General features: G+C 38.8%; 13 protein-coding genes. 10 read left to right on the plus strand and 3 right to left on the minus strand.

Annotated features, from left to right (window positions below; all coding sequences use genetic code 11):
- Nucleotides 1–66: 66 nt before the first annotated feature.
- Nucleotides 67–1,179: a CdaR family transcriptional regulator gene (locus BLR86_RS13000; protein ID WP_090762053.1), complete on the minus strand. Its 1,113-nt coding sequence runs from the start codon at nucleotides 1,177–1,179 to the stop codon at nucleotides 67–69.
- Between the two features lie 101 nt (nucleotides 1,180–1,280).
- On the opposite strand from BLR86_RS13000, the gene BLR86_RS13005 reads away from it, so the two are divergent.
- From BLR86_RS13005 to BLR86_RS26100, 7 genes are all read left to right on the plus strand, one after another.
- Entirely contained in the window at nucleotides 1,281–2,144 is an 864-nt protein-coding gene (locus tag BLR86_RS13005) for a Cof-type HAD-IIB family hydrolase (RefSeq protein ID WP_090762055.1), read from the plus strand.
- Between the two features lie 117 nt (nucleotides 2,145–2,261).
- Entirely contained in the window at nucleotides 2,262–3,173 is a 912-nt protein-coding gene (gene murQ / locus BLR86_RS13010) for an N-acetylmuramic acid 6-phosphate etherase (RefSeq protein ID WP_090762056.1), read from the plus strand.
- Nucleotides 3,174–3,197: 24 nt separating this feature from the next.
- Entirely contained in the window at nucleotides 3,198–4,052 is an 855-nt protein-coding gene (locus BLR86_RS13015; RefSeq protein WP_090762058.1) for a MurR/RpiR family transcriptional regulator, read from the plus strand.
- A gap of 85 nt (nucleotides 4,053–4,137) precedes the next feature.
- A complete protein-coding gene (locus BLR86_RS13020; protein ID WP_090762315.1) occupies nucleotides 4,138–5,502 on the plus strand; it encodes a PTS transporter subunit EIIC in 1,365 nt (454 codons plus the stop codon).
- Nucleotides 5,499–6,506, plus strand: a complete 1,008-nt coding sequence (locus BLR86_RS13025) for a MupG family TIM beta-alpha barrel fold protein (RefSeq protein ID WP_090762060.1) — start codon at nucleotides 5,499–5,501, stop codon at nucleotides 6,504–6,506. The genes BLR86_RS13020 and BLR86_RS13025 overlap by 4 nt, the downstream gene beginning before the upstream one ends.
- Nucleotides 6,507–6,737: 231 nt before the next feature.
- Nucleotides 6,738–7,376: an AmiS/UreI family transporter gene (locus BLR86_RS13030; protein WP_090762063.1), complete on the plus strand. Its 639-nt coding sequence runs from the start codon at nucleotides 6,738–6,740 to the stop codon at nucleotides 7,374–7,376.
- A 157-nt stretch (nucleotides 7,377–7,533) separates the two neighbouring features.
- Nucleotides 7,534–7,692: a hypothetical protein gene (locus BLR86_RS26100; protein ID WP_175492883.1), complete on the plus strand. Its 159-nt coding sequence runs from the start codon at nucleotides 7,534–7,536 to the stop codon at nucleotides 7,690–7,692.
- Between the two features lie 226 nt (nucleotides 7,693–7,918).
- On the opposite strand, the gene BLR86_RS13035 is transcribed toward BLR86_RS26100, so the two are convergent.
- Nucleotides 7,919–8,605, minus strand: a complete 687-nt coding sequence (locus BLR86_RS13035; RefSeq protein ID WP_090762065.1) for a YdeI/OmpD-associated family protein — start codon at nucleotides 8,603–8,605, stop codon at nucleotides 7,919–7,921.
- A 250-nt stretch (nucleotides 8,606–8,855) separates the two neighbouring features.
- Here BLR86_RS13035 and BLR86_RS13040 point away from each other — a divergent pair, with 250 nt between their 5' ends.
- Nucleotides 8,856–9,809, plus strand: a complete 954-nt coding sequence (locus BLR86_RS13040) for an AEC family transporter (RefSeq protein WP_090762067.1) — start codon at nucleotides 8,856–8,858, stop codon at nucleotides 9,807–9,809.
- A 54-nt stretch (nucleotides 9,810–9,863) separates the two neighbouring features.
- Here the strand turns inward: BLR86_RS13040 and BLR86_RS13045 are convergent, their stop codons facing one another.
- Nucleotides 9,864–10,781: an aldo/keto reductase gene (locus tag BLR86_RS13045; protein WP_090762068.1), complete on the minus strand. Its 918-nt coding sequence runs from the start codon at nucleotides 10,779–10,781 to the stop codon at nucleotides 9,864–9,866.
- Between the two features lie 200 nt (nucleotides 10,782–10,981).
- Between BLR86_RS13045 and BLR86_RS13050 the strand changes: the two genes are divergently transcribed.
- Together BLR86_RS13050 and BLR86_RS13055 are read left to right on the plus strand one after the other, a co-directional pair.
- Nucleotides 10,982–12,778 carry a sensor histidine kinase gene (locus BLR86_RS13050; protein WP_090762070.1) on the plus strand — a complete coding sequence of 599 codons (1,797 nt, stop codon included), beginning with the start codon at nucleotides 10,982–10,984 and terminating at the stop codon, nucleotides 12,776–12,778.
- A complete protein-coding gene (locus BLR86_RS13055; RefSeq protein WP_090762072.1) occupies nucleotides 12,753–14,333 on the plus strand; it encodes a response regulator transcription factor in 1,581 nt (526 codons plus the stop codon). The genes BLR86_RS13050 and BLR86_RS13055 overlap by 26 nt, the downstream gene beginning before the upstream one ends.
- The last annotated feature ends 7 nt before the right edge of the window (nucleotides 14,334–14,340 follow it).

Genomic DNA, 14,340 nt, shown 5'->3' on the forward strand with positions numbered 1-14,340 from the left:
ATTTACATTATAAAAAAAGCAGGCCAATGCCTGCTATGGATAAACATCTAAATTATTCGCTTGTTTTTATTTGTTTTTTGGATATTCATCCAAAAATAGTACGGCCAGATACAAACAAAGTAAATCATGTGTTCGGCTGCTGTTTAGGTGGGTAAGCTCCTCAATTTTTTTCAAACGGTAATGAAGGGTATTAATATGAATGTGTAACGATTTTGCTGTATTTTTTAAGGAATGGTTTTGGTTAAATAACTCAGCTAACGTTTCTAACAGGTCAGCTTCTTTTAAAATGGGTCCAATGGTTCGCTTTATATATTCAGATTTTGTTGCGGTAGTAAGTTCCCCTGTAATCATCTCAAGTGTTAGTTCCTCATCGAAGATAATACTGCGATCTCCCCTAGCCATGTTTAATGCTCTTTTGGCCTGTATATAGGATTCATGCAGATTGGAAGGAGGTGTACAATGGCCAACTCCGGCATAAGCAGCAATCCCAAAGCTATTTTTGATAAAATCCAAAAAGTGTTTCAGTCGATTTTTGATAGCAGAGGGTTGAATGGAATTGGAACCATCGATTAAGACGATGATCCGTTCATTACCGTACCTTGTTAGGACATCATTTTTATTTTGAGAAAAGGAGTTCAAAATGGACGACCATGCGTCTCTTGTTAAAGGACTTTGCTTGAACTGGATCATGACAGCTGTTCGGTTAAGCTCTAAATTAATAGACAGTGCCCGTGCTCGTTCCAGCAGGTCAGGACTTGGTTCTTTTGCTTGGAGCCACTCAAGGACAAAGGTTTCCATTGCGCGGGAATGATAGTCAAATTGTTCACCATAATAGTTTTCGCTAATTAACAGCTCTGTCATTTTGCGAATGATTTCACCAAAGGGAGTGACGGTTTTAGGATCACCGGTTATCCCAATTACACCAATGACATCATTCTGAAAAAAAATCGGGAGGTTGATACCAGACTTTACCCCTTCTAATTGATGGGATTCCTTTTCGGTAATAATCAGTTTTTTCTTTTGCTGGGAAGTAATTAAGGCGCCTTGATGGAAGGTGCCAACTCTTTCCCGGTTAGTGCTGGAGATGATCATACCATCTGTACTCACGACAATAATTTCTTCGGATATTAATCTTTGAACTTCCCTGACAATTTTTTCTGCAAGCTCTGGCTGTAGCATGTTCAGCACCTACCTTATGTATATAGGGTTGCTTATTTTGAAATTTTATTTTAATAATAACAATATTCATATTGAAAAAATAGTACAAAGGGGAGAGTAGTTTGAAATATAAATTATTAGCGACTGATTTGGATGGAACATTATTAAATGAGCAAAAAGAAATTGATGTTGAAAATATTCAAGCGATTCAAGCGTACCGCGAAAGAGGAGGGAGGGTCGTTATCTGCAGTGGCCGTTCTCCGCTGGCGACGCGCTGGATAGCTAATACCATTGGGCTAAAAGGGGAGCCGATTATTGCATATAATGGTGCGATTATGCTTGATGAGTATGGTGAAATCAGTGAGCAAGCTGTTTTTCAGCATGATCATCTGTTGAATTTCTGGGAATTATGCGAAGGGGAAAGCCTTTATGCACATTTTTACGAGGGGGATACGCTATTGGTTCCACGAGAAGCCAAGTGGAATGAAAACTGGATTGCCAATAATATTCCAACCCTCGCGAAAACAGGTGGAAAGTCTGGTGAGCTTGAACAATTTCGGGGGCAGTGCCAGGTAAAGCTTGTGGATGATTTTTATCATTACTTTAGGAGTAATCAGCCTAAGATTACCAAAATTGCTGTGTTTGATGAAGGAGACAGACTTGCTGATTTTTCAAAGGTGATGGGGGAAAAGGTAGAAGGGCTGGAAATTAGCAGCAGTTTAAATTTTCTTAACTTGGAAATTTCACCGTCAGGAGTGAGTAAGGCCTCCTCGCTAATTAAGCTTAGTGAGAAGCACCAAATCCCGATCTCTCAAATAGCTGCTATTGGAGATAATTATAATGATACGCTGATGCTTCGCGTTGCCGGGCTTGGAATTGCGATGGGGAATGCACCAGAGGAAGTGAAGAAGCTGGCAGATGTGGTGACGGGGAGAAATGATGAAGCGGGAGTTGCACAGGCAATCCGACGATACCTACTAGAATAAATTTTGAAATAAAATTTTACTTTTTAAATAAAAATATTGATTTACTATTTCACTGGCGGTATACTGAAGTTACAGTAATCGTTTACAACTAGAAAAACCAACTGGAGGAGAAGGAATATGATCGAAGAAAATCTCGAATTATTAACCACCGAATCCCGAAATAAAGATTCTATGCAAATTGATACAGCGGAGAGCCACGAAATATTACGGATCATGAATGAACAAGATCAATTGGTAGCACTTGCTGTCAAAGCGGTTTTACCTGAAATAGAGACTGCGGTTCAGTTTGTATTTGAATCCTTTAAAAAGGGCGGCCGCCTGATTTATTTAGGTGCTGGAACGAGCGGCAGATTAGGGGTATTAGACGCTGTTGAATGTCCGCCTACCTTTAGCACTGATCCTGAAATGGTCATTGGATTGATGGCTGGGGGGGAAGGCGCATTTTTGAAGGCGGTTGAAGGAGCCGAGGATGATCCGGAACTTGGTGTTCATGATTTGAAGAATCTGGAACTAACTGAGAACGATACGGTGATTGGGATCGCTGCCAGTGGTCGGACACCTTATGTCATTGGTGCGCTTCGCTTTGCACGAAGCATCGGTGCGAAAACAGTAGCACTTTCGTGTAATAAAAATGCGGCGATTAGTAAAGAGGCTGATCAGGCGATTGAGGTCATTGTCGGTCCAGAGGTGCTGACTGGTTCAACCCGCTTGAAGTCTGGTACGGCTCATAAAATGATTTTGAATATGATTTCAACGTCATCGATGGTTCTCATTGGTAAAGCGTATGAGAATCTTATGGTGGATGTGAAGGTAAGTAATCTTAAGTTGAAGGAACGGGCCATCGGCATTATCCGCAAAATTACTGGAGTTTCCTATGAAACAGCAGTAGAAACCCTGGAAAAAGCGGATCTGCAAGTGAAAACAGCGATTGTCATGATTAAAGTGGATAAAACGAAAGAAGAAGCAGAAAAGTTATTAGCGAATGCGAATGGATATGTGAAAATCGCCATCAAAAATGTTGAAAACTGATTTGGAGAAAAGGTGGTAATTTTTGTGGCAACAGGCGGATTGAAAATGCTCCAAAATATGCTTGAGCAGCTTCCGGCTTCCGAGCGGAAAATAGCCCAATTTATTCTTGAAAATCCTCGAAGTATTTTAAACAGTACCGTTAGTGATATCGGTGCTCAAGCTAAAACAAGCGGAGCTGCCGTGATTCGATTGTGTAAATCACTTGGTTTAAATGGTTTTCAGGATTTAAAGGTTAGAATTGCAGGTGATTTAGTGAAGCCTGTTGAACAAGGGTACCGAGACATCGAACCTGGTGAATCTTATTTTTCTATCGTCCAGAAGACTACAAGCAATAGTATTCAGAGCATCCGAGATTCAGAGGAGATCATCAATTATGAGGAATTGGAACGAGCGGTTCAATCATTGTTACCCGCTCAAAATGTTCACTTTTTTGGGATTGGTGCCTCCAATATCATTGCCAAGGATGCCCAGCAGAAGTTTCTTCGGATCCAAAAAAATGCAACCGCTTTTACTGATACACATCTTGTGGCGACCATCATTGCCAATGCCAATAAAGATGATGTGGTGTTTGGTGTTTCTCATTCTGGGGAAACGGCTGAGGTTATCAACGTAATGTCACTTGCGAAAGAACGAGGGGTGAAAACAATTAGTTTGACTAAATACGGACAATCCTCCGTCTCGTCTTTAGCAGACATAAAACTTTTTACTTCTTATTCAGGAGAAGCTGCTTTCCGAAGTGCTGCGACGTCATCACGTCTCGCACAGTTATATATGATGGATATTTTGTTTTTATCCATGGCGACCGTTCAATATGAGCATACGATTCAAGCCATTGATCAAACAAGAGAAGCGATACGGTTTATAAAAGAAAGGAATTAGACTTGCAGGGGGTGATGTGAACACTGTTTACATCGTGTTGACTGGGGATAACATTACAAATACAACAGAGAGTAGGGGAAATGAAATGGCTGGAGAAAATAATAAAGTTTTAGCTGAAAAGATTCTTGAACAACTAGGCGGGGCTGGTAATATTGGCAATTACACACATTGTATGACCAGACTTCGTGTGACACCGAATGATGAGGCTTCTGTTAATATGGCTGCAATCAAGAAGATAGATGGAGTTCTTGGAGTGGTAGAAGAAGAAACACTTCAAATCATTCTAGGGCCTGGAAAAGTAAATAAAGTAACTGAAGAGTTTGGTAAGTTGATTGATGCTTCAGGCGGAATCAATTTAAAAGAGAGGGCTGCAAGCACAAAGGCCGAAATCAACAAGAAAAATGCAACACCATTTAAGTTGTTTTTACGAAAAATATCTGGAATTTTCATTCCGTTAATTCCAGCCCTTATAGCTTCAGGTTTAATTACTGGGATCACAAAAGCCATTATCCAAGCAGGCTGGTTAGCAGGAGATTCACAGCTTGCGACTATTTTATCCGTTATCGGCGGTGGATTATTCGGGTATCTTGGAATTTTAGTAGGTACGAATGCAGCAAGGGAATTTGGAGGTTCACCAGCACTTGGTGCGATTGCCGGTATCTTAATTATTAATCCGGCCGTTGCAGGTATTCATTTGTTTGGAACCGATTTACTTCCTGGACGCGGTGGTTTAATTGGCGTTCTGTTTGCTGCAATCTTTATCGCTTTAGTTGAAAAACAAGTCCGTAAGTATGTTCCAACGTCTCTTGATTTATTTGTGACGCCAACGGTTGCTTTATTGGTTACTGGTATTGTTACTTATCTTGTATTTATGCCGCTTGGTGGTTTCGTTTCAGATATTATCACAAAAGGTTTAACTTCGTTACTTGATATGGGCGGTGCTGTCGCCGGATTTGTTCTTGGTGCTACCTTCCTGCCGCTTGTTGTAACTGGATTACATCAAGGTTTAACACCAATACACTTAGAGTTAATTAATACCATTGGTGATGACCCACTTCTGCCAATCCTAGCAATGGGTGGAGCAGGGCAAGTCGGTGCTGCGTTTGCAATTTATGTTAAAACAAAGAAAAAACGTTTAAAACAAGCAATCGGCGGCGGTCTGCCAGCAGGGATTCTTGGAATCGGCGAGCCGTTAATCTTCGGTGTTACGCTTCCGTTAGGCCGTCCGTTCTTAACAGCATGTTTAGGTGCTGGTGTCGGTGGTGCGTTCCAAGCAGCTTTTGGTATTGCAACGATTGCAATCGGAGTATCTGGTCTTCCACTTGCTTTCATTGTGGTAACAGGTCAAGTTCTCCTTTATTTAGTGGGTGTATTAATCGCCTATGCAGCAGGATTTGTGTTTACGTATCTATTCGGTTTCAAAGATGAGATGGCTGGTGAGTTCGATTGATCGGTATTTCCTTCTATTTAAATGATCCTTTAGCAGAACAGCGAATTGCACTTGCTGGAAAAATGGGTGTGAAGCGGGCGTTTACCTCGCTTCACATTCCAGAGGAATCTGGGGATTTAGCTAGTCGTGCGATGAACCTGCTTCAACTTGCAAAGGAATGTGGTATAGAGGTTTATGCGGATGTGTCGTTACGAACGCCTGCGCATTTGGGATTGGCTAGCTTGTATGAGTTAAAAACGTTAGGTGTTATCGGACTCCGATTAGATGACTTTTTTGATCATGATATGATTTTGGGTTTGGCACAAGAGTTTAAGCTTGCCTTGAATGCGAGCATTTTGTTTGAGGATGAAGTACAGGCCCTTTTGGATGGTGGATTAAAAGCGAGTCAGCTTTTAGCATGGCATAATTTCTATCCAAGGCGTGAGACTGGATTATCTGATGTGTTTTTTCAGAAGCAAAATGAACTTTTTAAAAAGCTGGGTATTCCAGTTTGTGCCTATATTCCAGGTGATGGAGAAAAACGGGGTCCACTATTTGAAGGGCTGCCAACCTTGGAAGAACACCGTGAAATGGACCCGTTTGTGGCTGCATTGGAGTTATTCGACACTGGAGTTGAGGATGTCTATATCGGTGATCCAGAGGTAAGCGAGGAGCTTCTTCAGAAATTAATCGATTTTGATCGTGATCATCGTATCACGATTCGAATCGATGGTTTCCAAGAAGGAGAGTTCAAGCTTCGCCCTGATTTTTCCCGTGATGTTTTAAGGTTCATGGATACAAGAAGTGTTGATCCAATCTTTCCAGAGAATACAACGGAGCGTTGGGTTGGCAGTATTACAAGGGATAATGATCGCTATGGGCGATACCGCGGCGAGGTCCAAATCACCCTTTGTGACTTGCCGGCCGATGAACGGGTTAATGTTGCGGGTAGAGTTATTGAGGAAGATTTTGTTCTTCTTTCTTATCTCAAACCTGGTCAAACAGTTACATTCATACAGCATTAAACGAACTGCCTCTTAATTAGGGGCGGTTTTTTTATGGCTGCTTATAGCGAAATTGGAAATAATTAAATTTAAATTTTGTTCAAAGGCTTGTTAACTTTTGTTCTATCAATATGATATATTGGTACAGGAACAAAAAGCATTTCCTTTCCTTACTAAGGAGGGGAAACTGCTTTTTCTTATTTTAAAGGAGGGGAAAGTTGTGAGAATGGTATTTTCACAGCAGCGAATACTATGAGTTTTGTAGGTCTATTTTTATCAGGTGCTGTTGTTTTTCTAAACGGACTTATGTTTTTAGGAAAGGCAGGAGCAAAGCCTGTTGGGTATTTTAATCTATTCGTCGGAATCATCCAAATCATTAACCCATTTTATTTAATCATGACGTCTAGTCAAGGTAATTGGGATCTATATAATAATGCTGCCATCTTTTTATTTGGTTTAACGTTTTTATATGTTGGGGTTACCTCCGTGAAGGGACTTGAGGGTAACGGCCTAGGCTGGTATAGCTTATGGGTATCCATTATTGCCGTCGTGTACACGGTTGTCTCTCTTATTCACTTCCATGATGTTGTCAATGCTTTAACATGGGGACTGTGGGCATTTTTATGGTTTTTATTCTTTTTAACAGGTTCACTTAAAATGAAAATTGATGCCTATGTTGGTATAGTAGCCATTGTCCTGTCATGGGTAACACTAACCGTTCCAGCAATGCTTCACTTTTTAGGTGTTTGGAATACACCTGCCGTCAATCAAATCTATATTTGGGTGTTTATCCTGTCGATTGTTTTCTTCGTAGTGATGGTTTTTGGACCAAAATTCCTTATTCATACAGGGAAAAGCAAACAAGGAGATCAAGTGGTATCAGAATTGTAAATTAGCATTTAATAAAAAAGGCGATTCGACTTCAATCGGATCGCCTTTTTTGATTATTATGAAGGATTCATCTAGAGCAAACGAGAATCTGCTAGTGTAATGGGAATGGAACGAAGAGTTATACTAATAAGAAATAGGAAAGACATGAGGTAGAAAAATGAAAAAGTCAGAAAAAGTTTTCTTAGATTACATAAATGATAAGGATTTGAATCAATCTGAAAAGGATATTCTCTCCTTTTTAATAGAAAAGAAATTTGAAAATCAGTCACTCAGCATTCGAAAAGCAGCGGATGATCTTTTTGTCTCAACGACTTAGATTATCCGAGTTTGTAAGAAGCTTGGTTTTAGCGGCTATAGTGAATTCACCTATAATTTAGGCTTAAAAGTTACACAAATGGTAAATTCGGAGCCAGGAACTGTAACGGACATCCATGGCCCATACCGGGAAACCCTAGATGAATTTAATCATCATTTCAAGCTAACCTTTGATTCCATAAGTGAGAAAAACATTGGTATTCACCCCAAGTGCTTCCACTGTTTTCCTATTTCTTAGCTCTTCGATATAGATCCATTGTTTTGTAGCCTTCGGTCAGAACGGTTTCCATTTCGAGCAGTCGTTTTTCTTGGGTTTCTTTTCTTTTTGCACTGTATACATAGCGTGCCCAATCCTTTTGATAGCCTGGTGTTAGTTCGTTGTATATGTTTAACAGGGTCTCACTTTTTTGGAGGTATTGTTTAATATCCTCCACATTTTGGATGTAGTCATCCACACATTGGCTATTTTTTGTGCTCTTTGTGGTCGTTTTCTTCTTTACTGGAATTGCCTTCAGTCCGATTACGGTAAATACCTCATTGAAACTTACCATTCTTGAAAACTTCAAGTTACTGCCACGAAAAAATCCTTCTTCATCATAATGTTTTTCCGTATAGATACTATCTCGTTCGATGTATTCCTTATATTTTGGGTTGTTTTTCTTTGGATAAGCAAAGTAGATATATCCGTTATCCTTCACTAATTGTTTTTCAACGACTTCCCGTAGATTTGTTACGAAATCCTCCAATTGAAAAATAAAGGTAAAAATGAGGTCATATTGATCATTATTAATAGTAGTGTCATACTCAATTGATTTGAATTCTTCAACGTCCACAGGCATATTAAGAATAAGCTTTGCTGGATACTTACTGAAATTTAATTTTTCAATTACACTTTTGGTTGAATTCACTTCCATCTTTTAAGTCCGCCCATTTGTCCTAATTTTCATTTTATCCTGGGAATACATGCTTATCAACCTATTAGATAATTAGATGCCTTTTTGTAATGTTTAACATATTGCTTGTTAAACTGGAAAACTTAGATAAAAAGGAGGATTGATTGGGTTGAAGTTGGAAATTGCATGAAGTTATTTTTGATTTTATGCTAAACTATTTTTTGATGATTGTTTCACACAATTAGACAAAATTTATCATGGAGAACTACAAATGGATGTTTTAATGTTAGCGATTGAAAGTGTCTTAACCATGCTTCTTTTAATGGGGACGGGGTATTATTTATCAGTTCGAAAATGGTTTACTAACGAGAATTCAGGTCTTATTGCCAAATTAGTTACAAATTTTGCATTACCGGCAAATATGCTTTACTTCATACTGACTGATTTTTCGAGAAATAAGTTAATTCACTTGGCTCCTGGATTGATTATTCCTGTTGCTTCCATCTTGATTACCATGTTTATTTCCTTCGGAGCTGTCCGTCTTTTAAAGGTAAAGGATGGTCGGAAAGGCACATTTTCTTCTATGTTTTTTAATTCAAACAGTATATTTATCGGAGTTCCATTAAATTTTGCCCTGTTTGGGCCGGAAAGCTTACCTTTTGTCCTCCTCTACTATTTTGCTAATACGTTTTTCTTTTGGACCTTAGGGGTGCAAATGATTAGTAAAGACGGTTTGGATTATGATGCAAGTAAAAACACTTTTGCCTCAAATCTAAAAAAGATTTTTAATCCACCACTGATTGGATTTTTACTAGCCTTACTATTATTACTACTTAATGCTTCGTTACCAAGCTTTTTAATGTCTTACTTTGAATTTTCAGGGAGTTTAGTGACGCCATTGTCCATGCTTTTTATTGGAATTTCTATTTTCTTTACAGGAATTACTTCTATAAAGTTTTCAAAAGACATGGCTGGCATTTTAATAGGACGATTTGTTATTGCACCAGGAATCATGGCGTTGTTAGTTTGGTTTTTACCCATTCCCTTACTGATGAAACAAGTATTTATTATGCAGGCAGCCATGCCTGTTATGACAAATGCTCCTGTGGTAGCAAAAGTTTATAAAGCAGATTCAAAATATGCAGCGGTAATGGTAACTGTTTCTACCATTGCCTCCCTGTTTATTGTCCCAATCTGGATGCTCATTGTTCAATTTATTGATTAGTAAAAAACGCCCAGAGTGATTCATATCTCTGAGCGTTTTTTTGATGTGGTCAAACTACGGCAGGATATTCCCGGCAGCACGATAAATGCTATACCATTCTTCACGACTTAGATGAATTTCGCTTGCCTTTATGCAGTCCTTCAGCCTTTCCGCATTCATTGTCCCAATGACTGGCTGCATTTTTGCCGGATGACGCAGTAACCAGGCAATAGCAATGGTTGTATTACTTACTTCATACTTTGCAGCGATTTCATTTATCTTCTGATTTAATTCAGGAAATTTTTCACTACCAAGGAAGACACCTTCAAAGAATCCGTATTGGAACGGTGACCAAGGCTGGATAGTAATATCATTCAGTCTGCAAAAATCAAGGACACTTCCATCGCGATCAATCGCTGATTCATTCTCCATATTTACATTAATCCCATTGGAAATTACATTCGCGTTCGTGATACTCAGTTGCAGCTGATTAGCCACAATCGGTTGCTTCACATATTTCTGCAGCAGTTGGATTTGCATTGGCTTTTGGTTGGAGACACCAAAATGTCGTACTTTTCCGGAGCTTTCAAGAATATCAAATGCCTCTGCTACTTCCTCCGGCTCCACTAATGCATCAGGGCGGTGTAGAAGTAAAGTGTCAAGGTAGTCGGTTTTTAACCGTTTCAAAATTCCATCAACAGAATTCAAAATATGCTCTTTTGAAAAATCGAACATTCCCTTACGAATACCGCACTTTGATTGCAGGATGATGTTCTCCCGAACAGTTGTATTCATATGTATCGCGTCAGAGAAAATTTCCTCACTTGTGCCATCGCCATAAATATCAGCATGGTCAAAGAAGTTTGCCCCTTCCTCTAAAGCAGTTTGAATAAAGGTTTCGGCTTCTTTCTTTTCCAGCGATTTCATTCGCATGCAGCCAACTGCAACCACTGGTACTTCTAAGGCGCTATTTCCTAGTTTCATTGTTCTCATCGTCTATAACCTCCAATTTGATAAAATTTCCACTGCCATTCATTACCTATTTTGACACATTCGCAGGATAGTATCAAAATTTACGAAAAACAGTGATTTTTCAAGTACTAGAGTCTAGTAATAGCAAAATGCTATAATAGGTTATTCCTATTTCGAATAATTGTAAGGGTTTTCGCGTCTTTTTTTAAAAGGGGGGTAACATGCTTTTTTCATTACGCAATCGATTATTACTTGTTTTTACATGTTTGCTAACGATTCCATTTATTATTCTATCAATTATTATTCCTAGCTTTTTTACGTCTGTTATTCGCGAACAGGCACAAGAGTTGACCATTGGAATGATGGATCAGTTTTCTCTTTATGTTGATTCCATCACGACGCAGGCAGAGGATTTAGGCAAACAAGTGCTAGTTGACAAGACTACACAAGAATGGCTGAGATTAAATAGACAAGGTGCTGGTAAGGAAGAACTTGATTCAGTGACGAATCAGCTTAGACAGGGATTATCCTCAATCATGATAAACAATTCCAATGCGATGTCGATTTCGTTGGTGCTTGATGATGGGGCCGGGACTTGGGGGATGAATTCCTTACTCCATGAGACGGATTGGTATCAGGACTATACCCAAAATAATCAGGACTATGCTAAGTCGCATTTAGACCCATTTCAGCAAAGTCATGAAATGCAAGTGAAGAAGATCAATAGCTATATTTTACCTCTCATTGATACCAATACGATGATTTCGGCAGGGGTCATAAAAGTGAATTTTCCTTCGGCATTACTAGAAACTTCACTAAATAAAATATCGAAGGGACAAAATGAGCATACCTATTTGTTAAATCAGCACGGTGAAAATGTTTTGTCAGGGAAGATAAAGACCCCAAGTTCGATACTGCAACAAAGTCTGAAGCAAATTACCACAGGCGAGGACCAAGAAGGACTCATTGAGGCTGCTTATCAGAAGGAAAGGTATCTAGTGTTCTTTCAAAAGCTGCCAGTTGGTGATTGGATATTAATTAGTGAAGTGACGGAGTCCGAATTGTTCGCAAGGGCCAATCATTTGCAGCAGAATCTTCTGCTAACCAGTGCAATTCTTTTTATCATAACAATTGTGGCTGCGGTTATTTTGTCTAACAACATTACAAGTCCATTAGGAAAACTAGCAAAAGCGATGGGGTTTATCGAACGGGGAGATTTTTCAGGTGCAAAAAGGTTTATGCCAACCATTAAAGCTCAAAATAATGAAGTTGATTATCTTATCAATGTAACTGAACATACGATTGAGAGATTACAGTATTTAATTGAAACAGAATATGACGCCAATTTACGCCGGAAAGATGCGGAATATAAAGCCTTACTATTACAAATAAATCCACATTTTTTGAATAACACGCTTGAGATTATTGGAAGTTTAGCACTTCAAGAGAAAAATAAAGAGGTCATGAATGTTAGTGTATATTTAGGAAAGATGTTGAGATATTCCTTAAATACAAAAAACAATATTGTTTCTTTAGGTGAAGAATTAAACTATATCAAAAGTTACACGAATATTTTAAAGTTGAGATATGAGGACATGCTCATGATTCACTTGGATGTGGATCCTGACACGGAAACGCTCCCCGTCATTAAGTTCATTTTGCAGCCACTCGTGGAGAATGCTGTGAAATATAGTTTCAGCGAAAAGACGTTTGCAGATATTTTTATTAAAACTGAAAAAGTTGGAAATCAGATCAGCATATCCGTGGAAGACAACGGTATAGGGATGTCAGAGGAGATGATTTCAAACTTAGAGCAAACGGATGAAACGATGGTGGTGCTGGAAAGCAAAGGGAACAGCATTGGTTTGAGAAATGTTCTAGGACGATTAAAGCTTACCTATGGAAATGACTTTTCCTATCATATTGAATCTATTAAAAATGAGGGCACTAAGATAACATTACGAATTGATTTGAAAAGGGGGGATGGACAGGATGAAGGTGTTGATCACGGACGATGAGATTCAAATTCGAAAAGGATTACGCTTAAAGGTGGACTGGGAAGAAGAGGGGTTCCAACTTGTTGAAGAAGCTTCAAATGGGAAGGAAGCTCTTGAAATCCTCCAAACCAAGGATATTGATGTAGTGATTACCGATATGAGAATGCCTATTATGGATGGAGTAGAATTGGCAAAACGTTGTCATCAAGAGTTTCCTCATGTAAAAGTCATTGTCTTATCGGGTTATTCCGATTTTGATTATGTGCGGAATTCACTGCAACAAGGCGTTAAAGACTACTTATTGAAACCTGTTGCCCCTGATGAATTAATAGAAGCATTGAGAAGAATACGGAAAGAAGTAGAGGAAGAGAAAAGAAAACAAATTGAATTTGCACAAATGAGCCGACTCGTTCATTCTCATTTACAAGAAGTACAGGAACAATTTATCCTTCATTTAGCAAAGGAAGAGCGTTTACAGCTTCCAATTGTGATGGAAAGGCTTCAGCAGCTTCAGTTAGAAGAACTGGCAAATGAAAATGGAAAAGTACAGTTTATAACAGTGGAAATTAGAGAAAGCCATGATTCCAATCGTATAGAGGAACTAAGGATACCATTCCAGCTGCTGTGTAAGGAAATCGCCCAACAGCAGACAGCGATCTATGTGTTTACGGATCCAAGTTACCCTAATATGGTTCAATTTTTACTGCTAATAGAATCCGATTCTCCACCGACCAATCAGTTCGTTTTGCACATCCAGCAAAATATTAACAAATTACTAAAATTAGAAACTGTTATTGGTATTGGTATGATTGTGAATGGGCTGTCAGAATACAGGAGTGGATATATTTCCAGTTTACTTGCTTGGAGTCAAAGTCAACTTGGATCGAAGTCGCAGATTATGGATCAAACTGCTGCAAGTGAAGAAGTGTTTGACTTTTCACCAGATTTCGAGAAACGGATAACGAATTCAATTGAAAATCTCAATTTTGCTGCTTTTACAGATAATTTACAGATTGTTCTTGAAGGTACGGAAGGTCGTTCGGTTATGTCGTTTTCATTTGCGGCCAACCAAGTGTTGTTTATGTTAGGGTCATTAGTCAAAAAGTATGATGTCGAGACGAAAGACATTCAAAATTCGATTTGGAATTGCCAACAAAATATTTGGAAGCTTTATTCTCAACATAAAGTGAAAGAGGATTTGATTCAATTAGCAACGTCAATCATTGAAAAGGTACGTCTTGCTCGTTTTTCCAATAAGAAATTAATCGATAGTATCCGCCATTATTTGGACCAGCATTATGCAAGTGAAATATCCCTTACCACCTTATCCACTTTGTTTCACATTAATAGTGCCCATTTATCGGAAACCTTCAAACATCATGTCGGCCAGAACTTCAGTGATTATCTGGTTACCTTAAGAATGGAAAAGGCCAAACAATTACTTAAAGATAAACAGCTGAAAATCATTGATATCAGCAACTTAGTTGGGTTTTCAAACTCGGGTTATTTTAGTACGGTCTTTAAAAAACACTTTGGACAAACACCAGTAGAATTTCGGAACTCGATAAGGGAATAGGTTGGTT

The sequence above is a fragment of the Bacillus sp. OK048 genome (genome assembly GCF_900103525.1).
Classification (GTDB): Bacteria; Bacillota; Bacilli; order Bacillales; family Cytobacillaceae; genus Neobacillus.